The following is a 25,987-nucleotide window of genomic DNA, read 5'->3' on the forward strand; positions in this document are numbered from 1 at the left end:
GTGCGAGGCGGGCGTGGGACCAGATTACTCGTGGTAAAGTACCGATCGCCCACCGTCGATGGCAATGGAGGTGGCGTTGATGAAGGGCGCCTCATCGCTGGCAAGGAAGACGGCGGTCATCGCGACTTCCTCCGGTTTGCCGATGCGGCGCGGCGGATGCAGATCATAGGTCCTTTGGCGTTCGGCGTCCGGGTCCGGAAAAGTATCCCAGTACTGGATCGCCAGATCGGTCTCGATGTAGCCGGGCGCGATCGCATTCACGCGGACACCGCGCGCTGCATACTCGATCCCCAACGATCTGGTCAGTCCCAAAAGACCGTGCTTGGCGACGGGGTAGGGAAAGGTGCCGGGAATAATCGTCGAGCTATGGGAGGAGGCGATGTTGATGATACTGCCGCCGCGGCCATCCAGCATGGTTGGCAGCACGGCGCGGGACATGCGCCACACCCCTTCGAGATCGACCGCCATGCAGCGCGCCCATTCCGCGTCGGTGGTCTCCAGCGGCTCGTGGAAGACGTTGATACCGGCATTGTTGACCAGAATGTCGATGCGGCCGAAGCGCTCGGTCGTAGCCGCGATGGTGGCATCGACCGATGCTTGATCGGTCACATCGGTCTCGACGAACAGGGCGTTGTCCCCCAACCCGGCGGCGGTCGCCCGACCGGTAGTAGCATCGCGCTCGGCGATGACGACTTTGGCGCCCTCACGATGGAAGGCCTCGGCAATGGCCGCGCCGATGCCGCGCCCGGCCCCGGTAATGATTGCAATCTTGTCGTTCAGACGCATGTCTACCAATCCACGATCGTGCCATCGCCCAGCACGGCATTCTGTGTGTGCAGCACTTCCTGGGCATAGGGATGCTTGGCGCACTCGGCCTCATCGACCACGATGCCGAGGCCCGGCGCCTCAGGTACCTGCCAGAAGCCGTCCACGCGACGTATCGGTCCCTGCACCACGTCGAAATACCAAGGCACGGCTCCGACCATTTCCTCCTGGATGACATGGTTCGGGGTCGAGACGGCGAAGTGGAGCGCAGCCACCCCAGCGATCGGGCCGAGGGGATTATGCGGCGCCACGCCGATCCCCAGTGCCTCGGCACGAGCCGCTATCTTCTTGGCTTCCATGAGCCCGCCGCAGTGGCATATGTCGGGCTGGACGATGTCGATCGCCCCCGTATTGAACAGGGCGTCAAACTCGTTCCGATCGATGAGCCGCTCGCCCGTTGCCAGAGGCACATTGGTCCGGCCGGCCAGATTGGCGAGACTCTGGAAATCTCCTGGCGGCACAGGCTCTTCGATGAACATCGGGCGACCGGGTGCGAGAGCGTCGATATACGCCAGGGCAGCGCCGGCCGATGCAGGTCGGCCATGGAAGTCCACCATGATCTCGATATCGTTGCCGACGGCAGCACGCATCGCCTCCATCATTCGGGCGACCTTGTCCACCTGGAGCAATGGGGCGTGATAGTGGGTATAAGGCACAAAGACCGCCTTGAACGCCTTGTAGCCATTCTCAACCACCTCGATGGCGCGCTCGACGAGCGGATCGACCGAATCCGTTTCATATACGGCTCTCATGTCGCCCATCCCGAGGTGGGTATAGACGCCGACCTTATCGCGCACCTTGCCGCCGAGCAGCCGCCATACCGGAACGTCGAGGTGCTTGCCCAAAATGTCCCAGAGAGCGAGCTCGATGCCGGAAACGGCACTCATTCCGACAGCGCCCAGCCGCCAGAAACTTTGCTTGGTCATGGCGCGATAGGCCTGCTCGATATCGCGCGGATCTCGACCGATCAGCAAGGGCGACAAATCTTCGATCGCCCCAACGACGGCCCGGGTCTTCCACTCGAGCGTCGCCTCTCCCCACCCGAAAAGCCCCGGCTCGTCGGTCTCGACCTTCACGAACACCCAATTGCGCATCTCCGCGTTGACCACGCGGGTGGTGATTGCGGTTATCTTCATATGTGAGCGGACCTATAATCTGATTATTTAAATCTCTGAAGGCCGTCAAAGCTGCTGTCAAGGCGTATAACCGCTCATTTGTCTTATTGACGATATTTAATCATCAGATTATTAAAACGGCCGAGGAGGAGCGTGAATGGCATCAACTTCCACTTGGGCGGGCCTGCGCAAGAACCGCGCTTTCTACGCGTCCATCGCGCCGTTTTTCCTGGTTTTCCTGGCGTTCTCCATTTTCCCTGTCGCTTTCTCCTTCTATCTCGGCCTGTCCGATTGGGACGGCTTCAGCGATCCGAGTTTTGTTGGTCTCGCCAACTATACGAGGGCTTTGGGAGACCCGGTTTTCCAGAAGGCGATCTGGAACACGATCTACCTTTGGTTCTGGTCCACTCTCTTCACGGTGGGCCTCGCCCTAGCGCTGGCGGTGCTGATTAATGAGTACGTTCTGGGCGGCCGAACCTATTTCCGCCTGGTCTTTCTTCTGCCCCTGCTGGTGGCACCGGCCATTGCCGCCATCATCCTGCGCGTTTTCTTCACATCGAACGGCGGGCTGGTGAATATGCTGGTTGGGGCTGTGCAGGGCCAACCCAGCTATTTCAACTGGATTGCATCAGAAACCTGGATCAAACCCCTGGTCGTGCTGCTTGTCGTGTGGCGCTGGACGGGCTGGCATATGGTGATCTTCCTTGCCGGTCTGCAGTCGATCCCGCGCGACATCTACGAAGCCGCCCGCATGGAAGGCGTCAGCCGTTGGGCCATCTTCTCCCGCATCACCCTGCCATTGCTGATGCCTTCGATTGCCTTTTCGATCGTGATGGCGACACTGGGCGGCCTGCAGATGTTCGACGAGCCCTATGTGCTTACGCAGGGCCAGGGCGGCACTAATGACTCCACCACCACGCTGGGCATGTATCTCTATGCCACGGCCTTCATGCAGTTCGATTTCGGCCTTGGCGCAGCCGTCAGCTGGTACCTCTTCGCCGCTGTAGTTGGCTTCACCTTGCTCAGCCGCGTCGTCAACCGCCGCCTGGGGATTTCATGATGCTCAAGCTGCTCGCCAATCGCGAACGCCGGTTCAATCTGATGGTTACGGCGGGGCTGTTCCTGCTGTCGCTGGTCTTCATCCTGCCGCTCTACTGGACGGCCGTATTTGCAACCAGGACGCTGAGCGAAGTTTTCCAGTTTCCGCCTCCGCTGTGGTTCGGCAATTCGCTGCTGGACAACTATTCTCGCATCGAGCAGGTCTTCCCCCCGTTCCGCCCTATCATCAACAGCCTCCTGGTGGCCGTTCCCAAGACCATAGGTCTTGTGCTGGTCAGTGCGCTGGCTGGCTATGGCTTCGCACGTTACGTTCGGGCTCCCGGCCGCGGCTTCCTGCTGGCAGCAACCTTCGCCACCTTGTTCTTCCCTCCCTCGCTTGCACTGATCCCCTTCTTCCTGCAGATGGGCTGGATCGGCTGGCTGAACACGTTCTGGCCCCTGATCGTACCGGCAGTCGCATCGGGTTTTGGGGTGATCTGGATGTACACGTACATCGGGTCAGCCGTTCCTCGCGAGCTCTATGAGGCCGCGGAGATGGACGGTGCGAAGGGCTTTGCGACCTTCTTCCTGGTGGTCATTCCAATCATCCGCCCCGGACTGGCCGCGCTTGCGGTCTGGACCCTGATCGGCACCTGGAACGAATTTCAACTGCCACTGGTCGTGCTGGGCGACGGTACAAAGTTCACCGTGCCTCTGGCGCTCACGACGCTTTCGACCACCCATTACTCCGACACCCCTGCCGTCATGCTTTCAACGCTGATGGGCCTGGTGCCGGTGTTCATCCTGTTCGCCCTGCTAAGCCGCGAATTCATAGCAGGGCTGACATCCGGCGCGGTCAAATCATGACTGCGGAAACCAGTTCGAGGAGGGAACTCTCATGCAAATGACTACCACGACCATTCTGTCGGCCTTGGCGGGACTTGCCCTGGCATCGACAGCATTGGCTCAGGACGCCGAACCGTACCGCCCCAGTGCCGATACGTCGGGAACGATCACTGTCTGGACCTGGCCCAACAACGATCGCACCTTTGCGGCGTTGCTGCCGTCCTTCAACGAGGCCTACCCTAATATCAAAGTAGAGGTGCAGGGTTTCCCCAACGCCGATAACCAGTATCTCAACACGGTCCAGCGCGCCCTTCTGAGCAATTCGGGCCCGGACGTGGCAATGATCGAGATCGGCGTACTGGCGCTATTGCGCGAACGGCCCCAATGGGTCGATCTGGCGCAAGATCCGTACAATGCCGACGAACTGATGAGCCAGTTCGCGCCCTTTGCCGCTGCCAACGTCACCAGGCCCGATGGCAAAATCGTCGCCCTGCCCAAGCATACCGGCCCGGGCGGTCTCTTCTATCGCCGTGACATTTTCGAGGAAGCGGGTCTGGCGACCGAACCGGCGGAAGTAGAGGCGATCTTTGCCGATTGGGACGCGTTCATCACCGAAGGACAGAAGGTGGTGAAGCCCAACGAACGTTGGCTGATCGCCAATGGCATGGAAATCGTCTCGACCATGATGGCTCAACGCGGCGTCAGTTGGTTCGATACCGAAGGCAACCTGCAGTTGGACAATCCGATCGTGATTGAGGCGCTGACCAAGGTAGATCAGGCCGCCGATGCGGGTCTGATCTCTCCCTTCACAATGTGGTCGCCCGAATGGCAGGGCGCGTTCGGCCGCGGGCAGATTGCCACCATTATGTCCGGCAACTGGTTCGGCGGACTACTCAAGCGCGCTTTCGCACCGGACGATGCAGGCAAGTGGGGCGTTGCCTCGGCACCGGCCGATGAAACGGGCAACCGCTCGTTCAATGCGGGCGGAGACCACATTGGCATTCTGGAAACATCACAAAACAAGGAAGCAGCCTGGGCCTTCATTTCCTGGGTCGTGACGGACGGCGTCAGCCTGCAGCAGCAGTATCAGAACGACGACCTGTACCCAGCCTGGACCGCAGCCGGCTCGACCGACTGGATCAATTTCCAGGATCCTTATTACGGCGGCCAGAACGTCAACGAGGTCTTCGCCGATATCCAGGCCAACCTGATCCCGTCCACGCTCAACCAGGACGACAATATCGTCAGCGACGCCGTGGAAACGGCTGTCAACAACATCGTCCAGGGCGTCGCTACGCCCGAAGAAGCGCTTGAGCAGGCCAAGACCGAAGTCGCTGCGCGCCTCTAGTCGATCCGGGCGGCGGCTCATGCTGCCGCCTCAAATTTCCATCCGTTTCAAGAGAATTGCTCAATGCTCACCAGCCAAGATCTTTCCGGTACCTGGTCCTTCGCGCTCGATCCCAAGGGGGAACGGCAAGAAACATACTGGGCCGCGCCCAGCGCGGCCTATTCGGACACGATCAATCTCCCCGGCAGCATCGACGAAGCGGAGAAGACTCCGCTGACCACGACGACGACGATGGCCTATCTGAGCCGCAAAAATCCCTATGTCGGCAAGGCCTGGTATCAACGCACGATCACCATCGCCGAAGATAAGGCGGATCAATTCCACTGGTTGTTCCTGGAGCGCCCACATGGTCAGATCGACGCCTTTGTAGACGGGCTCAAGACGGGACGTGACGAAAGCCTCTCGACCCCGAACCGGTTCTTCCTCGGAAAGCTCGGCGCCGGAGAGCACGTGTTGACGCTCTTGATAGATAACGGGCGTTTCGAGGCCGTGGGCGATCCGCACCTGCCGCGCAATCCGGATGTCGCCCACTCCAAATCGGACCACACCCAAACCAACTGGAACGGCGTTGTCGGCCGTATCGAGCTGCAATCGCAGGCTGCCGGCATTGCCAAGCTCAAAGTCTTTGCGCCAACGCGCTCCGTTCGTGTGACATTCGACCTCGAGGGCTATGACACCGACAACCTGTGGCCCACCTTTTGGAAGGCCGGGCATGACGATGTCGCTCGCCTCACGTTCAAGGTGACCAGTGGTGGCGACATCGTGGTGGAAAGCAAGGTCGCCATTACGTCCTCACTCACCCATGTCGAGGTTGAAACCGAGCTGCCCGAAAATGCACGCATCTGGGACGAATTCGATCCGGTCACCCATCACCTCGTGGTTGAATGGGTACGCGATGGGGAGGTTCTCGATCGAACCGAGACCGATTTCGGTATACGTTCCATCACCACGCAGGGCCGTCACATTCTGCTCAACGGCCGCCGGATTTTCCTTCGCGGCACGCTCGACTGTTCCATCTTCCCGCTGACCGGCTACCCGCCAACCGATCGCGAGGGCTGGCGCAAGGCGATGGGAACAGCCAAGGCATATGGGCTCAATCATATCCGGTTCCACTCCTACTGCCCGCCCAAGGCGGCATTCGAAGTGGCCGACGAGCTTGGCCTGATCCTGCATGTCGAAACGCCGATCTGGGCATTCCTTGGCACCGACCCCGCGTTGGACCGCTACATCCGTGTCGAGGCGGAGCGTATCGTCGACGAGTACGGCAATCACCCCAGCTTCATGATGCTTACCGTCGGCAACGAGGTTTATGGCGGGCGCATGCACGTCTTCCTCGAACGCTTCGTTGAAGACTGGAAGGCAGAGGATGATCGCCGCATCTACAATGGCGGCTCGGGCTGGCCGACAACGGAGCGGGCCCAATATATCAGCAAACCCGACCCCCGCAGCCATCGCTGGGACGAAGGCATGCAGAGCCGCCTCAATGCGCGGCCGCTCGAAACTCGGACAGACTGGAGCGAATGGGTGCAGATGGTCCCCATGGCCCTGGTCAGCCACGAAATCGGCCAATGGTGCGTTTATCCCGACCTCAAGGAAATATCTAAATATACCGGTGTGCTGGAGGCGCGTAACTTCATCCAGGTTCGCGACGATCTGGCATCGAAGGGCCTGCTTGAGCTGTCCGACAGCTTCATGCGCAACAGCGGCGCGCTCCAGACGATGCTTTACAAGGAAGACGTCGAAGCAGCGTTGCGTACCCCAGATTTTGCCGGCTTCCAGCTTCTTGGCCTGCAGGACTTTTCCGGCCAGGGCACCGCATTGGTCGGCGTGGTGGACGCATTCTGGGACGAGAAGCCCTATGTGAGCCCGGAACAGTTCAACGAGTTCTGCGCCCCCACCGTGCCGCTGTTGCGTGCCGATGGTTTTGTCACGCGACAGGGCGATACATTCTCGGCCGATCTGCAGATTGCCCATTTCGGCGCCGGCACCTTGCCGGCCGGAACGGTGACGGTGCGGCTGGTTGCAAGGGATGGTAGCCAGCATAGGGAATACTCGCTGCCGGCCCAGGCACTGGCAACCGGTTTGCTGCATGATATCGGCTCGGTCGAGATTCCGACCGCGGGTCTTGCCGACGGGCTCTATGAAATCCGCCTTTCGGGCAATGGCTATGCCAATCGCTATGAACTGGCGGTGCTTGCCGGAAACGGTGTCACGCCATTGGATATCGTCCATTCTCTCGATGCCGAGGTGCTGGCCAAGGTCGAAAACGGGGCAACCCTGGTGTTCTCGCCGGGCCCGGAAAGCATCAAACCGAATGCCGAACTGGGGCATACGGTGCTGTTCTGGAACACGCTTTGGACCCGCGATCAGCCTCCCCATACGCTGGGGCTGATCAACGATCTCGACCACCCCGTGTTTGTCAGCTTCCCGGCCCTGGAGCACAGCAGCTGGCACGAATGGGAATTGACCTACGGTCGCCGGGCATTCGACGTCAGCGGCCTGCCGGCACGCCATCTCATTCGAGTCATCGACGACTGGAACAGGAACCGCGACCTGGCACTCCTGGCCGAGATCCAGATCGGCAAGGGAAGGCTGATCCTCAGCGCCGTCGATATCGAAAGCGGGCTGGACCAGCGGCTCGTAAGCGCCAAGCTGCGTGCCGCATTGTCTTCCTATGTCGCCGGTGGCGCTGCCTCGGTTCCGCAAGTCCCCGCGAATGAAGTCCTTGCCTGGTGGGAAAGGGTCAAAGCATGAGTGCAATCGTCCTCAACGATGTCCGCAAGACCTACGGCGCCACACCCGTTATCCACGGCGTGGACCTCAAGGTCGAGGAGGGCGAGTTTTGCGTCTTCGTCGGCCCATCGGGCTGCGGAAAGTCCACCCTGCTGCGCATGATTGCCGGGCTTGAGGACATTACCGCCGGCACGGTGGAAATCGGCACCAAGGTCGTCAACGACATCGAGCCCTCGGCAAGAGGGCTCGCCATGGTCTTCCAGTCCTATGCGCTCTATCCGCATATGACTGTTCGCGGGAACATGAGCTTCGGCTTGCGCATGACCGGGACCTCCAAGAGCGAAACCGAAAAGCGCGTTCTGGAAGCAGCAAGCATCCTGCAATTGGACAGCCTGCTCGACCGCAAGCCCGCTCAACTTTCAGGCGGCCAGCGCCAGCGCGTGGCGATTGGCCGTGCAATCGTGCGGCAGCCGAAGGCCTTCCTGTTCGACGAGCCATTGTCGAACCTGGATGCCGAGCTTCGCGTCGCCATGCGGGTGGAAATCGCCAAGCTGCACCGCGAACTGGGTTCGACCATGATCTACGTTACCCACGATCAGGTTGAGGCGATGACGCTGGCCGATAAGATCGTGGTGCTCCGGGCCGGCCTGATCGAGCAGGTGGGCACACCCAGTGCCCTCTATACCGACCCCGACAACACCTTCGTCGCCGGTTTCATTGGCTCACCCCGGATGAACCTCCTCGATGCCCAGTCCGATGGCGAAACGGTCCAGATCGGAGAAACCCGCTTTAAGCCTGCTCTGGAAAGCATCTTGCCCAAGGGCGCTGTGACGATTGGGATCAGGCCGGAACAATTCGAAGCAATGGGCGACACCGTCGCATTTGATGTATCAGTCGATGTGGTCGAGAATCTGGGGGCAAGCTCCATCGTCTATGGTCGCCTGCCTGAGGGACAGGAGGTCTTGGTCGAGCAGCGCGGCAAGCTGCGCGCACGCGACGGCCAGACCCTTCAGGTGCAGGTCGACCTCAGCGACATCCTGTTTTTCGATGCCGGCGGCGCCCGCCTGCGGTGAGCCAACCTCACCATTCCAAATCGGAACGCAGCGATGACTTTAAAGCTTAGCTGACCGGCAAATACGTTGCGTCCGCGCCACAAAACCTGCTCACAACTTTGCGAGCAATTGCTCCCGTTAAGATTTGCAAGGTATTGCTCGTAGTGCCCCGCCGCCGGCCGAATCGGGTGTTAGGCGCGGCCTAGCATCGCCGTGCATGGAGCTCGCATGAACAGGATTACGGTTTACCTCCTCGCCGCCCTCGCCGGCGTTGGCAGTGCTTTGCCCGCTCGTGCCCAGGATATTGCGAGCCTGGCGGTAACCCCGGTGGTGATTGCGCCCGCCCAGTCTGATCTGGGGCGCACCATCAAATCGGAGCTTGCCGCCGCCTATTATGGCGCGCCCGAGGCTTCCCAGGCCTATCGCGAAGCCCAAAAGCTCTACTTCTTCTACGGCGCCCGTCATTTCGAGCCGATCTGGCTGACCGAGGGTCCCGACGGTGCCGTGGCCTATTCCGCCGCCGCCCAGAAGATCATGAAGCTGTTCGGCGCCGCCGCCAGCGAGGGCCTGCGCCCCTCGGATTATCTCACGCCCGCGCTCGACGTGAATTCGGTCGGCAGCGACCCGGCCAAGATGGCGGCGCTCGAAACCGCCTTTTCGGCGGCCACCATGCGCTATGCCACCCATATCTATACCGGCCGCATCGAGCCGCTCTCGATCGATCCCAATCTCGATATCCAGCCCAAGCAGCTCGACCAGTCGGCGCTGATGCTGGAATTGGCCACCAGCGACGATCCGGCGGCCGTGCTCGCCAAGCTTGAGCCGACCCATCCCGAATTCCTGGCGCTCAAGGCCAGGCTGGCAAGTTTCGATGCCGCCCCGGCCGACCGCCCCATCACCATTGCCACCGGCAAGACCCTCAAGCCCGGCATGAATGATCCGCGCGTGCCCATATTGCGCCAACGGCTCGAACTGCCGGCCATTGACGGCCTCGTTTATGACGATGCACTGGTTGCCGCGATCAAGACCTTCCAGCTCGGCGCGGGCCTCGAGGACGATGGTGTGCTCGGCCCGGCCACGCTCACCGCGCTTAATGGCGGCGTCCCCGTCACGCGCGAAGACATCCTGGCCAATATGGAACGCTGGCGCTGGATGCCGCGCGATCTCGGCCAGTTCAACGTTTTCGTCAATATTCCCGAATACCGCCTCACCATCAATCGCGATGGGGCAGAGACCTATGGCACCCGCGTTGTCGTGGGCAGCACCAAGAACCAGACCCCGGTCTTCTCGGACAATATCCGCCACATCGTGGTCAATCCTTATTGGAACGTCCCCTCCTCGATCATCCGCAACGAGATCGCCCCCAAGACCCGCGCCAATCCCGGCTATATCGCCAGCCAGAACATGGAATTGATCTATCAGGGCAATGTGGTCAGCGCCTATCAGGTCAATTGGGCCGCAGTGGGCGACACTTTCCCCTTCCGCGTGCGGCAAAAGCCTGGTCCGGGCAATTCGCTGGGCCAGATCAAATTCCTGTTCCCCAACAAGCACGACGTCTATCTGCACGATACCCCGTCCAAGGGCCTCTTCAACCGGGCCTTCCGGGCGGCCAGCCATGGCTGTGTGCGCGTGCAGAACCCCATGGAATTTGCCGCTGCTCTCACCGCCAACGAAACCAATATCGATCGCGCCTCGCTCGAAGCCATGTTCGGCCCTTCCGAGCGCTGGGTGAACCCGGAACGCCAGGTGCCCGTGCATCTGGCCTATTTCACGGTGCGTGTGAGCGCCGATGGCGAATTGCGCTCCTACGCCGACGTCTATGGCCACAATGCTAAGCTGATCAAGGCCATGGGACTGGGCGACGCCACCCCCACCCCCATCATCGCCGACGCCGCCCCGGCCGATACGACGCTATCTCCCTGAGACTGCAAGGAGCCGCGCTCTATCGCATGGGACGGAGGCTCCCCTCGCCCCTATAGAGCCCTCGGTTCACGGCCTGACCGGACGAGGAAGCCTCCGCCTCCTGCCGCCACCTCTTAACCCCCGCTTTACAATTTCGCCTTGGTTCAGCCGGGTTTTCCTCGTAATAACAGAGCCGTGCATGGGTCCGTTGGCGGGCCATTTGACATCTCGTTAGCGTTAATAAAATCGAGCGATTTTGACGCTAATGTCGGACGACAACTGGCAATCAACCGGGCAGAGTTTGGCGTGACGGGGACTTACCTTTTGATACGGAACCATATTGTGCGTGCGTTTGTCGCCGCCCTTATGAGCATTTCTGTGATCCTGCCGCAGGCTGTGGTTCCGGCCCACGCCGCCACTGAGCGTGCCCTCTATCTCTATTATACCCACACCAAGGAAACGGCCCGCATCGTCTTCAAGCGTAATGGGCAATATGTGCAGTCCGGCCTCAACGAGCTGAACCGCTTCCTGCGCGATTGGCGCCGCAACGAGCCGGCACGCATGGATCCGCGCCTCTTCGATCTGATTTGGGAAGTCTATCAGGAAGTGGGCGCCAGCCAGCCCATCAACGTGGTCTCGGCCTACCGCTCGCCCAAGACCAATGAAATGCTGCGCGCGAGTTCATCCGGCGTTGCTGAAAATTCTCAGCACACCAAGGGCCACGCCATGGATTTCTTCATTCCCGGCATTCCCCTGTCCAAGCTGCGGGCCGTCGCCATGCGCAAGCAGGTCGGCGGCGTCGGCTTCTACCCCACTTCGGGCAGCCCCTTCGTGCATCTCGATACCGGCTCGGTCCGCGCCTGGCCGCGCATGACACGGGCTCAGCTCAAGGACCTGTTCCCCGACGGCCGCACCATGCACCTGCCCACCGATGGCAAACCGCTATCGCAGGAGGGCTATCAGGTCGCCATGGCCGAGTGGAAGCAATGCCACGCCTATCCCTGCAATGGCGGCAATTCGGGCACCCGTGTCGCCAGCAATAGCGGCGGCAATGGCCGCACGCTGATGGACATGATTTTTGGCGGCGACAATAATAGCCAGCCCGTGCCGGCCGCCGCCGCTGCACCCGTCCAGGTTGCCGCCGTTGCACCGCAGCAGGCGGCAATGCCCGCCGCAGCGCCCATCCCCATGATGCGTCCGGCCGATCTGGGCGGCGCACCAACCGCCGTGGCCGTGGCCGACATCGCCCCCCAGCCCGCCGCTCCCGGCGCCATTCCGTTCTCGACCAGGGGCAGCGCCCCGCTCGATGCAGCCGAATTGCTGCCCGAGACCCTGGCGCCCATGCCGGTCACGAAATCCGAAACCCTGCGCGTGGCCACCGCCTCCGCGCTGCCCTCGGGCGATGCGGTCACGGCGCTCGCCGCCCTCACCGCGCCAATCCCCCAGCCGCGCCTCATCATGTCCGAGCCGCCTGAAGGGGTCACCGCCTATCTTGCGCCAAACCCGGATGCGCAGCGGGCCCTCGAAAATATCATCGAGCGCGACACTACGGTCACCGCCGCCGTGCCGCCCCAGCCGGCCAATCGCCTGCCCCCGCTGACTTCAGCCACCGGCCTGCGCACGGCTTCGCTTGGTGCAGATCCGGCCACCGCCGCCCTGGCGGGCTTCTTCTCTGGCACCTTCGGCTCCGCCGAGCAGAGCAATAGCGCCCCTGTGGCCGCAGCATTGGCCGATCATCTGGCCAAGGCTGCGCCGACCGGAGGCATGCGCCAGCCCGATCTCATTGCTCCCGATCTCGAGCATGTCGCGGAGATCTTCACCGCGCCCTCGACCATGAGCTCGGACCATTTCGCCGTGATCTTCAACCACGACGAGGCCGATTTCGATCCGGCCACCGAAATGGGCAAATATGTCGCGACCATGAGTGTGGGCGATTTCGCCGCTGTTCCCAGCCATTCCAGTTTCGTGATCGTCCCGCCCGCCACGGCCACCAATTAAGCCCTGGGCAAAGCCTCATTTCGGGCAAGATGGGCCCCTATCGCTCCTCGCCAGCCGGTTCCGGCTGGCGCCATGGCCATGTTGCAAAGCCATTGCAGCAGGCCTAAAGAGTTCATGTATTGCCGTTTCTGGCGAAGGATTGCCGCTTGGCCGACCGCCCCTCGACCCCGCTCCTCGATAAAGTCAACACACCTGCCGATCTGCGCGCCTTGCCGCGTGCCGAGCTACGCCAGCTGGCCGACGAATTGCGGGCCGAAGTGATCGACGCGGTCTCGGTCACCGGTGGCCATCTGGGCTCGGCCCTGGGTGTTATCGAGCTGACAGTGGCGCTGCATGCCGCCTTCGATACCCCCCATGACCGCATCATCTGGGATGTCGGCCACCAGGCCTATCCGCACAAGATCCTGACCGGCCGCCGCGACCGCATCCGCACCCTGCGCCAGAAGAATGGCCTTTCCGGTTTCACCCGCCGTGCCGAAAGCGAATACGATCCCTTTGGCGCGGGCCATTCCTCCACCTCGATTTCGGCCGGCCTTGGCATGGCCGTGGCCAGTGACCTGCAGGGCAATCCGCGCAATGTGGTGGCCGTCATCGGCGACGGCGCCATGTCGGCCGGCATGGCCTATGAGGCCATGAATAATGCCGGTGCCATGGATGCCCGGCTCATTGTCATCCTCAATGACAATGACATGTCCATCGCCCCGCCCACCGGCGCGCTCAGCGCCTATCTCGCGCGCCTGGTCTCTGGCCCCGTTTATCGCGGCACCCGCGAGGCGGCCAAAAACCTGGTCAGCAAGCTGCCCCCGTTCCTCCACGAACCGGCCCGCCGCACCGAGGAATTCGCCCGTTCCTTCTTCACCGGCGGCACCCTGTTCGAGGAACTCGGCTTCTACTATGTCGGCCCGATCGACGGACATAATCTGGATCACCTTCTGCCCATTCTGGACAATGTCCGCGATGCCGCCGAAGGCCCGATCCTGGTTCACGTCGTCACCAAGAAGGGCAAGGGCTATGCCCCGGCCGAAGATGCCGATGACAAATATCACGGCGTCTCCAAATTCAACGTCATCACCGGCGCCCAGGCCAAAGCGGTCAGCAATGCCCCGTCCTATACCTCGGTCTTTGCCGAAAGCCTGATCCAGGAAGCCAATGACGATCCGCGCATCGTCGCCATCAATGCCGCCATGCCCTCAGGCACCGGCCTCGACAAATTTGGCGAGGTCCATCCCACACGCGTCTTCGATGTCGGTATTGCCGAGCAGCATGCGGTGACCTTCGCCGCGGGCCTTGCCAGTGAAGGCATGCGCCCGTTCTGCGCCATCTACTCCACCTTCCTGCAGCGCGCCTACGATCAGGTCGTGCATGACGTGGCCATCCAGCATCTGCCGGTGCGCTTCGCCATCGACCGGGCCGGCTTTGTCGGCGCTGACGGCCCTACCCATGCCGGCAATTACGACAGCGCCTATCTCGGGGCCATTCCGGGCATGGTGCACATGGCGGCGGCCGACGAAGCCGAGCTGCGCCACATGGTGGCGACCGCTGCCGCTTACGACAACGGCCCTATCGCCTTCCGCTATCCGCGTGGCGAGGGCTTGGGTGTGGATATGCCCGCCCGCGGCCAGGTCTTGCCCATCGGCAAGGGCCGCATCGTCCGCCAGGGCGCGACGATCGCCATCCTGAGCTACGGCACGCGCCTGGGCGAAGTCCTCGCCGCCGCCGACAAGCTGGCGGCCCTGGGCCTTAACCCCACCATTGCCGATGCGCGGTTCCTCAAACCCCTCGACGAAGACCTGATTGCCCGCCTCGCCGGCACCCATGACGTGCTGCTGACTACCGAAGAAGGCGCCGTTGGCGGCTTCGGCAGCCATGTCGCGACATTCCTCGCCAGCAACGGCCTGCTCGACGGCAAGCTCCGCTTCCGCCCGCTGATGATACCCGATCGCTTCGACGAGCACGCAACCCAGGCCGACATGTACGCCGCCGCGGGCCTCGACCGTGCCGGCATCGTCGCCACCGCCCTCACCACATTAGGCTACGACGAAGCCGCCATGGCGGCAGCCATGGCCCAGATCAGCTAAGCAGGCTTATTGCTGCGGCCACCCACCGGCCAGTCCCTCTCCCTATCAGGGGGAGGCTAGGAGGGGGGTACTCCGATCTCCCCGCCTACTTCCAGGTAAACGCCCGCGTCACGGCGTAATTGAACACCGAGCTCATGATCGCGCCCGACAGCCCGGCGATAAAGGTCTGGTGATTGGCCTGATAGATGGCATTGGCCACCGAAATATTGGCAATGCCACCCAGCGCGCAGATACCGCAGAACCCGATCAACCCGGTGATCAGCTTGAAGCCATGCAGCTTGCGGTCGGCATAGGTCAAATTGTTGTTGAGGAAGAAATTCCACGTCATGGCGATCAACGTGGCCGCCACCTGCGACACCACGAAATTGGCGCCAATCGCCGAGGTAAAGAGCCACAGGCTCGCCAGATGCACGACGACACCCGTGCCGCCCACCAGGCCGAACAGCAAAAAGCTCGGCGGCAGCACGCCCCCGGTGAGCTTGGAGAACCACAGCCCCAGATATTGGATGACGATGAGCGGGTTCATCTTGCTCTCGCCCGCGTGGCGCGGCCGGAACACATAGGGCACCTCGGCAATTTTGAGCGGGCTGCCCATCCGCGCCGAAGTCACGATCAGGTCGATCAGAATCTTGAAGCCGTCGCTGGCCAGCTTCGGCGCGGCCTTGAGCGCCGCGTCGCGCCGCATCAAGAAGAACCCGCTCATCGGGTCGCTCACATCCTGCCCGGCAATCATCACCGCCAGCTTGGTCGCCAATTGGCTGCCCGATAGCCGCGTCTTGCTCAATCCATCCCCGGCCGAACCGCCGCCGATAAAGCGCGACCCGATCACCAGGTCAGCCCCATTCAGCGCCTCTTCCAGCATTTTGGGCAGAATAGCCTCATCATGCTGCAGATCGGCATCGATCACCGCCACATAGGGCGCCGAGGTCACGGCCATGCCTTCAATACAGGCCGAAGCCAGGCCCCGCCGTCCAAAACGGCGCAGGCAGCGCACATTGGCGTAAACGCGGGAAAGCTCATTGACAACGTCGGCCGTGCCATCGGGGCTATTGTCGTCGACGACGATCATTTCCCAGGCGGTGTCGCCCAGGGCGATTGCCAGCTTCTCGTAAAGCAGCTCGATATTGCCCCGCTCGTTATAGCTGGGAACAATCACCGCCAATTGGGCAGGGCTGAAACTGGAGATCTGTGCCGCAGAAGTCTCGATAGCGGGGCCAACCGACATGGGTGTTACCTGTTGCTTAATTTTATACCACCACCCGCAAGGCGCTACAAAGCACGAGATGACACTTTGGTTGCACGCAAATATTGGATGGCTGCCTTGCAATTGACGCAGATGTCCCCACGCATGGATTTATGTCAACCAATCTTGAGTTGCCTTGCAGGGTGAGCCGATGGCGATTTTCGAGAACCGCAGCGCCGATAACCTTCTGGGAGCTACCGCGACGCCCGTGCCGGTAGAGGCCACCATTGCATTGCCGGCAACCGGCGCCCTCGACAGCCCCAAATCGCGCACCTTGCTTTATCTCCTCCTGCTGCCGCTGGTGTTCCTGCTCTCGGGCCTCCTCCTGCGCTACCTCGCCTTCCGCACCGCCCTGCCCGATGCCGGCATAGACCAATATTTTGACGAGCTTTGCCGCTGGGATTGCAGCTGGTACGTCAAGATGGCCGAAACCGGCTATGATCGCTATCCGGTGCCCGGCCGCATCAATGCTGGCAATTGGGCATTCTTTCCCGCCTTCCCTATGCTGGTGGGCGGCGTCCGCGCGCTCCTGCCCTTCCCCACCATCGTCACGGCAGGCCTGGTCTCGCTGGTCACCACCTATGCGGCCGTGCTCGCCGCCTGGCCCTTGCTCGGCCGCGACCGCCACGCCTATGCGCTTTATGCCGCCTTCATGCTGAGCGGCCCGGTCTCGTTCTATTTCACCAGCTTCTTCACCGAGCCGCTCTATGTGCTGATGACCACTTTGGTCTTCGCCCAGCTCAACCGCGCGCGCTATCTCAGCGCCGGCGTCGCCGCATCAATCCTCTCAGCCACCCGCATTGTCGGCGTCTTCGCTTCGCTCGCCATCGGCCTGCAAGCCCTGCTCGACTATCGCCGCAATACCGGCACCTGGCGCGGCGCAATCCCCGCTTTGTTGGGCAATCCGCAACTGGTCCTCGCCCTCTTCGTCGCCCCGCTGGGCCTTTTTGCCTATATGGCCTTCCTCCATTTCTGGATGGGCGACGCTCTCGCCTTCAGCCATGTGCAACGCGCCTGGGCCCGCACCATTGCCAATCCCCTGACCTATCTCTGGCAGGGCTTTGGCAAACTGCCTGACGAAGGCTGGGCGCCTTCCAGCTCGCAAGTCCTGGCGATCGCGGCTGCCTCGGGGCTGGTGCTCACGGGCGTCCTTGCCTGGCGCCGGCAATGGCCCGCAGCGCTCTTTTGCCTTTTGGCCATTCTCATTCCGCTGGCGGCGGGCCTTGCCTCCATGCTCCGCTTCATGACGGCGCTGACCCCGCTCACCATCACGCTGATGACCCTGCTCGCTCGCCATCGCTGGCTGTTCTGGCTGAGCCTCCTGGCCATCCTCCTGGGCGCCTATACCACCACGCTCGCCTGGTTCGGAGGCAATGTTGCGCTGGTCTGATAGCCCCTGGGCCATGCCCATCTATGGCCTGGCGGCGACCATCGCCCTGGGCGAGCTAGCTGTCGTCTGGCTGATGCTCCATCCCAATGTCCCGCCGGACTATCAGGCCTATTACATCGACAAGACCACCACTTGCTTCGCCCAGCCTGTCAGCGGCGCCTACACCCTCGGCACCCAGATCGATTTCCGCTCCGGAGGTTCCAATACCCGCGAGCTGCTGCCTTGCGGCTGGGAAGGCCCCACGGGCGATGGCATGCATGCCCTCGGCGAGAGCGCCCGGCTCGCCTTTGCCGCACCCGGTGAAGATTTGACGCTGACATTGGAATTGACCGGCGTAACCCTGCCCGGCCCGCGTCAACAGACCGTCGCCGTCTCGGCCAATGGCGTAAATCTGGGAACGGCCATGGTCACCCCAGGCAAGACCAGCCGCTTCACCTTCCCGCTGCCTGCCCGCGCCATCGTCAATGGCCGTGCCGACATCCTTCTCGACCTGCCCAACGCCGTCACCACCAGCCCCGGCCAGTCCAACGTCCGCAAACGCTCGATCAAACTGGTCATGGCAAGTTTGACGCCGGCAAACTTTCGCTAAGGCCCCCTCCGCCTGCGGGCACTTCTCCTACGACGGGGAAGGGGCGGCTCAGTGGAATGCCACCCCCTCCCGCGGCTTCAGCTCACCTGGGCCAACGCAACGGCATCGGGGCCAGCTGGAAATCGGAGCTGCCCCGAACTGTCGTGAACGGCCTGCCACACCGCTTCGGCGACGTCCGTTTCCTTCGTGACCATAACCGGATTGGCGAAGGCGGCAAAGATCGGGCGCGCAAACCCTTGATACGGTTCGGGGATCAGCTCATCGACCTTGAACTCGGTATTCTGGGTGAAACGCGTGCTCGGGCCATATCCCGGCTCGACCAGCTTGGCGCGGATGTTGAAGGCGCCAAGTTCGTGCGCCAGCGATCCCGTGAACCCCTCGATTGCCATCTTGCTGGCGGTATAGGCCGCCGCCAAGGGCATGGGTGCCAATGTGACGCTGGAGGTCACATTCACCACGACACCCGATTTCCGCTCACGGAACTGTGGCAGCACGGCCTGCGTCATGGCCATCACGCCGAAAGTATTGGTGTCGAATACCTTCCGGACAAAGCTCATGGGCGTTGCTTCGAAGGCACCGACGACACCAATGCCGGCATTGTTCACCAGGGCATCGATAGGCCCGGCGCTTGCCAGCGCGACCGCAATGCTCTGGGCATCGGTGACATCGAGCGCAATGACGCGAAGATGTTCGGATTGGGGGAGCACATCTTCACGCGGTTTGCGCATGGTCGCGACGACGGCCCAGCCCTGGGCGAGGAAGTGGCGGGCTGTTTCAAGCCCATAGCCGGATGAACAGCCGGTGATCATAACGGTCTTCATGGAAGTTCCTTTCAGTTGGTGGCGACGTCTGATCGCCATGCCAACATCACAGCACTCCCATCCCTCGAAGCGTTAGAACGGCGCTCCCGACTACTTGCCTAATCCTCTTATCCTTGAGAAAATTGACCATTAGGAGGAACAGCGAATGTACTTGGAGGAATTGCGGGCACTAATCCTGCGCCACGTCAGGCAGGACATGAGCACGCCCATTGATGGTGTCATGATTGCCCGGCAGGAAGGCTCCGAGCAGGAGACATCCATGTCGGGCACGGTGATGGCGCTGATCGTGCAAGGTGGCAAGCGGATCGGTCTGGGCAATCGCCTCTATGAGTATCGCACCGGCCAATATCTTATCGCCTCGCTCGACCTGCCGATCACGGGTCAATATCTCGATGCAAGCCCACAATACCCGGCACTGGGATTCGGCCTGCTGCTGCAACCCGCCAGCATCGCCGAACTCTTGCTGCAGGCGCCGGCGGGCAGCCTCCCCCTGCTGAGCGTCAATACGCCCTCGAGCATGGCTGTCAGCAGCGCATCTGCCGACCTGCTCGATGCTATCATGCGTCTGCTGCGTCTGCTCGACTGTCCAGGTGACATTGCCGTGCTCGCCCCGATGATCAAACGCGAAATCCTGTGGCGGCTGATTGTCGGTGAGCAGGGGGCCGCCGTGCGCCATCTGGGTCTTGCCGATAGCCGGCTGAGCCACATCGCCCGGGCGATCCGTTGGATTCGCGAGCACTATGCCCAGACCTTCCGCGTGGAAGATGTCGCCGAATTTGTCGGGATGAGCGTTTCTGCCTTCTATCGGAACTTTCAGGCGACCACCGCCATGAGCCCCATCCAGTTCCAGAAGCAGATCAGGCTGCAGGAGGCGCGGCTACTGCTCGCCGCTCATCCAAACGATGTGACTGGAATTGGTTTCCGCGTGGGCTACGAAAGCGCGTCCCAGTTCAGCCGCGAGTACCGCCGCCAGTTCGGCTCCCCGCCCAGCCAGGACGCCGCTGCCCTGCGCACCAATCTGCGCAGGCCGCCGCTATCGGCTCTTGGCTGAAACAAGGCGAGAGGAAAAGGTCCAGCGCTGGGTCAAGCTCGAAGCCAACCCTCGCCCCCGGTGGGAGAAGGACAGATCATTCCTCGTTCAGAAGTATGATCAGGGTGAGAAGGCCATGAGTGCTGCGCTCGAATGGCGCGCCCCAAACCACCAGCCTCACCCCACCAATCAATCCTCGGGCGGCGCAGCCACCATGCCCAGCGCGCTCATATAGAGCTCGAGCAGGGCTTCCTGCTCCATGCGCTCATTGGCGTCCTGCTTGCGGATGGCCACGATCTTGCGCAGGATCTTGGTATCGAAGCCATTGCCCTTGGCCTCGGCATAGATTTCCTTGATATCGGCAGCGATCGCTGACTTTTCTTCTTCCATCCGCTCGATGCGTTCGATGAATGCGCGGAGCTGGTCCTGGGCAACGCTGTCTTCGGCCATTAATCGGTCCTCTTGGCTAAAAGGGCAGTGCGAGGCCGCCTGCCCGGTTCCGCGACCATGCCGCGGAAACAAAAACAATCGGCCGCGCAGGGCGCGCGGCGTTGGGTTTGGTTCAAACCCAGAGCCCGCTCCGGTTCAAGCCTTTTGTCGCCCAATCCACACCCAGGACGGGCTTGTAAATGCCTGGTTGCCGCAATGCGGTCACATCCTTGCGAGTCTGGCCCGTTCAGCGCCCGCAATTCCGTCAAATCGCGGCTTTAGCCATTGACCTTGCGATCACCTTGTTATCAAACAGGCACGTTTTTCCCGATGATTTCCGGCACGCTCTTGCGAACTCTCCGTCTCGGTCTAACCCTGGTCGGGGCGACGCTTTCAAGCCTCGCCTTCTTTGCCCTGCCGGCAAAGGCCGATCTGCGCATCTGTAATCAAACCGCCAATCTGGTGTCGGTGGCCATCGGCTATCGGGCTGATCGCGGCTGGATGAGCGAGGGCTGGTGGCAGGCCCCGCCCGGCGATTGTCGCGTGCTCTACCAGGGCGATCTGCAGCGTCGCTTTTATTACATGTTCGCAGTCGATGATATCGGCGGTGGCGCCTGGGATGGTTCGGTATTCATGTGCACGCGTGACGAGACCTTCACCATCTTTGGGGTTGAGGATTGCCTGGCGCGAGGCTATGAGCGCACGGGGTTCTTTGAAATCGATACGCAGAACCGTACGGATTGGACTTTGCAGCTCACCGAGAGCGGTGTCGATCCGTCGGTTGTCGCACCCGGCAGCGAAGAAGATCTGGAAGATCCCACATTTCTGGTCGATCCGAACGATGTGAACGCAGCCCCACCGCAGGACGACATCCCCAGTCCGGACAACGCTCCCCCTCCGGATGCACCTAGTAGCGAAGGCATGGATACGCAATGAGACGCATGAGACGGGCAAAGATCCTTGCCACCCTCGGGCCTGCCAGCCACGACGAGAAGATGATCGAGGAACTGGCCAAGGCCGGCGCCGACGTCTTCCGCATCAATATGAGCCATGCCAGCCACGATCTGCTGCACCAGACGGTCGCGCGCATTCGCAGCGTTGAAGCCCGCCTCAAGCATCCCCTGGGCATCCTGGTCGATCTGCAGGGCCCCAAGCTCCGCGTCTGGAAATTCGCCGAAGGCGCCGTACAGCTCGTGGCCGGGCAGAAATTCACGCTCGACAGCCATAATGACGACAAGGGCAATACCGAGCGCGTCTACCTGCCCCATCCCGAAATCATCGAGAGCGTCTCGGTTGGCGATCGTCTGTTGCTCGACGATGGCAAGCTGCAGCTCAAGGCCACCAAGGTCGGCAATGGCGCCATCGAGACCGAAGTCATCTATGGCGGCAAGCTCTCCGACAAGAAGGGCGTCTCGCTGCCCGACACCCTCCTGCCGGTCGGCGCACTGACCGAAAAGGACCATGCCGATCTTATCGAAGGTCTCAAGGCCGAGGCGGACTGGATCGCCCTCTCCTTCGTGCAGCGCCCCGAAGACATCATCGATGTCCGCAAGATCGTGCAGGGCCGCGCCGGCGTCATGGCCAAGATCGAAAAGCCCCAGGCCATCGATCGCCTCGAGGAAATCGTCAAGCTCTCCGACGCCATCATGGTGGCGCGCGGCGATCTGGGCGTCGAGCTGCCGCTCGAAACCGTGCCGGGCCTGCAAAAGCGCATGATCCGCATGGCCCGCCGCTATGGCAAGCCGGTGGTCGTGGCCACCCAGATGCTCGAATCCATGATCACCTCGCCGGTCCCGACCCGCGCCGAAGTTTCCGACGTGTCGATCGCCGTGTTCGAAGGCGCCGACGCCATCATGCTCTCGGCCGAATCCGCCTCGGGCCAATATCCGGTCGAAGCGGTCTCCACCATGAACAAGGTGGCCGTGGCCGTCGAAAGCGATGCCAATTATCGCGGCATCATCCGCGCCGCCCAGACCGAGCCGGAGGCAACTGCCGCCGACGCCATCTCGGCCGCCACCCGCCAGGTTGCCGAAACGCTCGATCTGGCCGCCATCGTCACCTATACCGCCTCGGGCTCCACCGGTATCCGCGCCGCCCGCGAACGGCCTACCAAGCCCATCATTGTGCTCTCGCCCAATATGCGCACCATCCGCCGCATGTCGGTGGTCTGGGGCGTCCATTGCGTGCAGACCGAAGATGCGGTCAGCCTCGAAGACATGGTGGATCGCGCCTGCGTCATCGCCTATCAGGAGGGCTTTGCCCGCCCTGGCGACCGCGTGGCTATCACCGCCGGCATCCCCCTGGGCACGCCGGGCGCTACGAACATGCTGCGCATCGCCTTCGTCCGCCAGGACGGCGCCGGCTCCAGCTAGGCGCCGCCAACCACCCACATTGGAAAAGGCCCGCCAGGCGCGGGCCTTTTTATTGGCCCCGCACAACCAGCTGTGATCCAATCACCCGCGCATCGCGACCAGGGGAGGAAGGCATGCAGGGCATTGAGCTGTCACGTGGTTTTTATGCCGATATCGTTCGACCCTGGCTGAGCCAGGTTGCACCGCACCTTCACTATTCGGCGGCCTTGATCGGCTATGGCTCGGAGCTTTTGGGCTTTGACGATGAAGTATCCAAGGACCACAATTGGGGACCACGCGTCCACATCATGGTGACCCAGGCGCAGTTCGATCTTCATGCCCGCCGGCTGGTCGAGGACTTTTCCAGGATCGCACCACCCAGCTATCATGGCGAGCCCATTGGCTGGCGCAGCCGGCCCCATCCGCCGGCCAATGGCGTCGAAGCCGCAGGGGCGTGGGAGCATGGGTTGGAGTTTCATACGCTCGAAGCGCGCCTTGAGAGCCACTTCGCCCTGCGCTCCCTAGACGATCTCAACGATCTGCAATGGCTTGGCTTTGCCGAACAAATGCTGCTCGCCTTTACCTCGGGCGCTGTGTTCCATGATGATGACAACCGCTTAGGCCAGGCGCGGGATCGCCTAGCCTATTATCCACGCAATGTCTGGCTCTACAAAATCGCCTGTCAGTGGGGGCGCATTGCCGAAGAACAGGCCTTTGTCGGCCGCGCCGGGCAGGTGGGAGACGACCTCGGCTCACGCGTCGTCGCCGCGCGGCTGGCACGCGACGTGATGCGCATGGGCTTCCTGCTCGAGCGGCGCTACGCGCCCTATTCCAAATGGTTCGGCAGCGGCTTCGCCCGGCTGCCCATTGCCCAATCCCTTACGCCGCACCTACAACGCGCATTGCAGGCAAGCGAATGGACGGAGCGCCAGGATGCCCTCGCCGCGGCTTATCTGGACCTAGCGCACCATCAAAACCGCATCGGCGCCATCAGCTTCGAGCCCATCGTGGGTCCCTACCACGAGCGACCCTTTACCACCATCAATGCCGACGATGCCGTGGCAGCGACGAGTGCCGCGATATCGGACAGCCCGATCAAGCATTTGCCGATTGTCGGCTCTCTCGATCAGGTCAGCGACCTCACCCCTCTGCTCCAGGACCCCGCTCTCTCTCACAGGATGATGCGTCAGCTATATGGCTGATCGGCGAAACCGGCGTGGGAGGGCGAGGCGCCCCTATCCCGACTTCCTCCGCGCCTCGAGCAGGCTCTTGAGCGTCAGAAAATCCGTAGTGATCCACTCCACCGCCGAGAGGAATTCGGCCTCGCTCATGCCCGGCCGCTGGTAGAAGATGAAGGTCAGCTCCGTGCCGCCTTCATTGGGCACCACGCGCATGGGCGTATAGAGCAAGGGTTCGCCCGGCACGAAAACGGCATGGTCCAGCACGCCGAACGCATTGGCCGGCGTGAAGCGGAAATGCCGTTTGCCGAAGGGGGTGTCGGCCTGCCAGTCGCCATCACTGCCAACAGGCTTATAGCTCGCCTTGTCCACCGCTGCCCATTCGCCATAATTGCGCGGTTGCGACAGAAACCGGTAGGCGGCCTCGCAGGGATAATCGATCTGGATGCTGATCGTATGGGAACGGCGCATCGGCTTTCCGCGGCAGCAGGAACTTCGCGAAAAACAAAAGCCCGCTTTCGCGGGCTTGAGTCAACTTAACGAATGGTAAAAACGCTTAGCCCTGACGGGCCTTGTAGCGCTTGTCCACCTTGTTGATGATGTAAACCCGGCCGCGACGGCGGACGAGCTTGTTCGCGCGGTGGCGAGTCATCAGCGCCTTCAGCGAGTTGCGGATCTTCATCTTGATATCCTCGTCAAACAAAAGGGGCGCCCAAGAGTTTTCTCTAAGCGCCGCCCGGAAACTTGGGGCATACATATGGAAAATGCCCCGTCCTGTCAACGCGGCAAAGCCATGGTTTTCACGGCAAATCGGCACATTGCTCCCGTCAGGCGACGAAATTGTCATTAACGCGGTCACAAGAAAACTAACCTATTGTGTCAATTCATCAAAACGGCAAACCGGCAGGCTCCGCTCATGACGTTCGAAGCTATTACCGCCCTCGGCGTTCTGGTTGTGGACCCTTCTGCTCATATGTCATCACTGGTCGCCGGCATGCTGCGCACCATCGGCCGCCGGGATATCCGCGAGGCAAATGATGCCACAAAAGCCATGGCCGAGCTCAAGCGGCGCCCCTTTGATATCCTGATCATCGACGCCGACCTGGAGGGACTGGACGGCATAGCCTTCACCCGCAAGCTGCGCGCCGACACCGCCTGCGCCAACCGTTTGATTTCCGTCATCATGATGAGCGCGGCCCCCGACGCCCGGCGCATTGCCGAGGCACGCGACGCCGGCGTCACCGAATTCCTGCGCAAGCCCTTCGCCGCCAACCACCTGCAGTCGCGCCTCCTCAATATCGAAACCAATCCCCGTGGCTTCATCGAAACCCCCGCCTATGCCGGGCCCGACCGCCGCCGCAAACAGTCGATATGGGCAGCAGGGACCGGCGCGAGGCCGGCAAGGCATCCGGGCTCGGCTGATGGCACGCCAGGCTTTCGACCTGGCCGGTCTGGTCAACCGCAGCCGCACTGGCCCCTGCTTTATCTGCAGAATGCTGGCAGGCGATCCCGCCTATCGGCACCATATCATTGCCCAGGACGACTTCTTCGTCGCCTTTCTCAGCAAATATCCCACCATGGCCGGCTATGCCATCGTCTGCCCCAAGGCCCATATCGAGGACCTGGCGGATGGTCTTTCGCCCGATGATTACCTCAGGCTGCAAGCGGTGGTGCACCGCCTGTCCCGCGCCCTCAAACAGGTCTTTGATGCCGAGCGCATCTATGTGCTCTCGCTTGGCAGCCAATCGGGCAATAGCCACATCCACTGGCATGTGACGCCTCTGCCCAAGGGCGTGCCCTATGAGCAGCAGCAATATCACGCCCTGATGGCCGAGAATGGCGTCCTCAAATTTTCGGATGCTGAAATGGCCGCTATGGCGGCTAGGATTAGCACGGCATTCGAGGGATTGGAGTACCCCCTCCTGGCCTCCCCCTGATAGGGAGAGGGACCGTTTTGTGATTGTGACTCGATCTCACTCCTAGAGTGGAGAGATCCCTCCCCCTATCAGGGGGAGGCCAGG

Annotated in this window: 22 protein-coding genes and 1 pseudogene; 16 read left to right on the forward strand and 7 right to left on the reverse strand. The window is 61.8% G+C overall.

Annotated features, from left to right (window positions below; genetic code table 11):
- Positions 1-24: 24 nt before the first annotated feature.
- Together QQL79_RS19405 and dgoD are read right to left on the reverse strand one after the other, a co-directional pair.
- Positions 25-786: an SDR family oxidoreductase gene (locus tag QQL79_RS19405; RefSeq protein WP_284393678.1), complete on the reverse strand. Its 762-nt coding sequence runs from the start codon at positions 784-786 to the stop codon at positions 25-27.
- Between the two features lie 2 nt (positions 787-788).
- Positions 789-1,961: a galactonate dehydratase gene (dgoD, locus tag QQL79_RS19410; protein WP_284393679.1), complete on the reverse strand. Its 1,173-nt coding sequence runs from the start codon at positions 1,959-1,961 to the stop codon at positions 789-791.
- A 136-nt stretch (positions 1,962-2,097) separates the two neighbouring features.
- Here dgoD and QQL79_RS19415 point away from each other — a divergent pair, with 136 nt between their 5' ends.
- From QQL79_RS19415 to dxs, 8 genes are all read left to right on the forward strand, one after another.
- On the forward strand, positions 2,098-3,000 hold the full coding sequence (locus tag QQL79_RS19415) for a carbohydrate ABC transporter permease (protein ID WP_284393680.1): 903 nt from the start codon (positions 2,098-2,100) through the stop codon (positions 2,998-3,000).
- A complete protein-coding gene (locus QQL79_RS19420) occupies positions 2,997-3,845 on the forward strand; it encodes a carbohydrate ABC transporter permease (protein WP_284393681.1) in 849 nt (282 codons plus the stop codon). Before QQL79_RS19415 ends, QQL79_RS19420 begins: the two co-directional genes overlap by 4 nt.
- A 31-nt stretch (positions 3,846-3,876) precedes the next feature.
- Entirely contained in the window at positions 3,877-5,172 is a 1,296-nt protein-coding gene (locus QQL79_RS19425) for an ABC transporter substrate-binding protein (RefSeq protein WP_284393682.1), read from the forward strand.
- A gap of 63 nt (positions 5,173-5,235) precedes the next feature.
- Complete coding sequence (locus QQL79_RS19430) at positions 5,236-7,926, forward strand: DUF8487 domain-containing protein (RefSeq protein ID WP_284393684.1); 2,691 nt, start codon at positions 5,236-5,238, stop codon at positions 7,924-7,926.
- Complete coding sequence (locus QQL79_RS19435) at positions 7,923-8,978, forward strand: ABC transporter ATP-binding protein (RefSeq protein WP_284393685.1); 1,056 nt, start codon at positions 7,923-7,925, stop codon at positions 8,976-8,978. The genes QQL79_RS19430 and QQL79_RS19435 overlap by 4 nt, the downstream gene beginning before the upstream one ends.
- A 207-nt stretch (positions 8,979-9,185) precedes the next feature.
- Entirely contained in the window at positions 9,186-10,880 is a 1,695-nt protein-coding gene (locus tag QQL79_RS19440) for a L,D-transpeptidase family protein (protein ID WP_284393686.1), read from the forward strand.
- A gap of 321 nt (positions 10,881-11,201) precedes the next feature.
- Positions 11,202-12,857: a peptidoglycan L,D-endopeptidase MepK gene (locus QQL79_RS19445; protein WP_370461269.1), complete on the forward strand. Its 1,656-nt coding sequence runs from the start codon at positions 11,202-11,204 to the stop codon at positions 12,855-12,857.
- 146 nt (positions 12,858-13,003) lie between these two features.
- Entirely contained in the window at positions 13,004-14,935 is a 1,932-nt protein-coding gene (gene dxs / locus QQL79_RS19450) for a 1-deoxy-D-xylulose-5-phosphate synthase (RefSeq protein WP_284393687.1), read from the forward strand.
- A gap of 85 nt (positions 14,936-15,020) precedes the next feature.
- Here dxs and QQL79_RS19455 read toward each other — a convergent pair whose 3' ends face one another.
- On the reverse strand, positions 15,021-16,160 hold the full coding sequence (locus QQL79_RS19455) for a glycosyltransferase family 2 protein (protein ID WP_284393689.1): 1,140 nt from the start codon (positions 16,158-16,160) through the stop codon (positions 15,021-15,023).
- A gap of 169 nt (positions 16,161-16,329) precedes the next feature.
- Here QQL79_RS19455 and QQL79_RS19460 point away from each other — a divergent pair, with 169 nt between their 5' ends.
- Together QQL79_RS19460 and QQL79_RS19465 are read left to right on the forward strand one after the other, a co-directional pair.
- Positions 16,330-17,568, forward strand: a complete 1,239-nt coding sequence (locus QQL79_RS19460; RefSeq protein ID WP_284393691.1) for a hypothetical protein — start codon at positions 16,330-16,332, stop codon at positions 17,566-17,568.
- Complete coding sequence (locus tag QQL79_RS19465; RefSeq protein WP_284393693.1) at positions 17,552-18,157, forward strand: hypothetical protein; 606 nt, start codon at positions 17,552-17,554, stop codon at positions 18,155-18,157. Before QQL79_RS19460 ends, QQL79_RS19465 begins: the two co-directional genes overlap by 17 nt.
- A 77-nt stretch (positions 18,158-18,234) precedes the next feature.
- Here QQL79_RS19465 and QQL79_RS19470 read toward each other — a convergent pair whose 3' ends face one another.
- On the reverse strand, positions 18,235-18,978 hold the full coding sequence (locus QQL79_RS19470; protein WP_284393695.1) for an SDR family oxidoreductase: 744 nt from the start codon (positions 18,976-18,978) through the stop codon (positions 18,235-18,237).
- Between the two features lie 145 nt (positions 18,979-19,123).
- Between QQL79_RS19470 and QQL79_RS19475 the strand changes: the two genes are divergently transcribed.
- Positions 19,124-20,029 carry an AraC family transcriptional regulator gene (locus QQL79_RS19475; RefSeq protein ID WP_284393697.1) on the forward strand — a complete coding sequence of 302 codons (906 nt, stop codon included), beginning with the start codon at positions 19,124-19,126 and terminating at the stop codon, positions 20,027-20,029.
- A gap of 168 nt (positions 20,030-20,197) precedes the next feature.
- On the opposite strand, the gene QQL79_RS19480 is transcribed toward QQL79_RS19475, so the two are convergent.
- On the reverse strand, positions 20,198-20,458 hold the full coding sequence (locus tag QQL79_RS19480; protein WP_284393699.1) for a DUF2312 domain-containing protein: 261 nt from the start codon (positions 20,456-20,458) through the stop codon (positions 20,198-20,200).
- Between the two features lie 264 nt (positions 20,459-20,722).
- On the opposite strand from QQL79_RS19480, the gene QQL79_RS19485 reads away from it, so the two are divergent.
- From QQL79_RS19485 to QQL79_RS19495, 3 genes are all read left to right on the forward strand, one after another.
- On the forward strand, positions 20,723-21,373 hold the full coding sequence (locus QQL79_RS19485) for a DUF1036 domain-containing protein (RefSeq protein WP_284393701.1): 651 nt from the start codon (positions 20,723-20,725) through the stop codon (positions 21,371-21,373).
- Positions 21,370-22,809, forward strand: coding sequence for a pyruvate kinase (gene pyk / locus QQL79_RS19490; RefSeq protein WP_284393703.1), 1,440 nt, complete (start codon positions 21,370-21,372; stop codon positions 22,807-22,809). The genes QQL79_RS19485 and pyk overlap by 4 nt, the downstream gene beginning before the upstream one ends.
- A 113-nt stretch (positions 22,810-22,922) precedes the next feature.
- Entirely contained in the window at positions 22,923-23,990 is a 1,068-nt protein-coding gene (locus QQL79_RS19495) for a DUF4037 domain-containing protein (protein WP_284393704.1), read from the forward strand.
- Positions 23,991-24,023: 33 nt separating this feature from the next.
- On the opposite strand, the gene QQL79_RS19500 is transcribed toward QQL79_RS19495, so the two are convergent.
- Positions 24,024-24,437, reverse strand: coding sequence for a hypothetical protein (locus QQL79_RS19500; RefSeq protein ID WP_284393706.1), 414 nt, complete (start codon positions 24,435-24,437; stop codon positions 24,024-24,026).
- Between the two features lie 85 nt (positions 24,438-24,522).
- The gene (gene ykgO, locus QQL79_RS19505) at positions 24,523-24,648 is read right to left on the reverse strand and encodes a type B 50S ribosomal protein L36 (RefSeq protein WP_035098668.1); all 126 of its coding nucleotides are present in this window, start codon (positions 24,646-24,648) and stop codon (positions 24,523-24,525) included.
- Between the two features lie 312 nt (positions 24,649-24,960).
- Here ykgO and QQL79_RS22575 point away from each other — a divergent pair.
- A pseudogene (locus QQL79_RS22575) lies at positions 24,961-25,197 on the forward strand (response regulator); the annotation flags it as partial.
- Positions 25,198-25,384: 187 nt separating this feature from the next.
- On the forward strand, positions 25,385-25,903 hold the full coding sequence (locus tag QQL79_RS19515) for an HIT family protein (RefSeq protein ID WP_370461275.1): 519 nt from the start codon (positions 25,385-25,387) through the stop codon (positions 25,901-25,903).
- Positions 25,904-25,987 lie beyond the last annotated feature (84 nt).

This window comes from Devosia yakushimensis (assembly GCF_030159855.1).
Lineage (GTDB): Bacteria > Pseudomonadota > Alphaproteobacteria > Rhizobiales > Devosiaceae > Devosia > Devosia yakushimensis.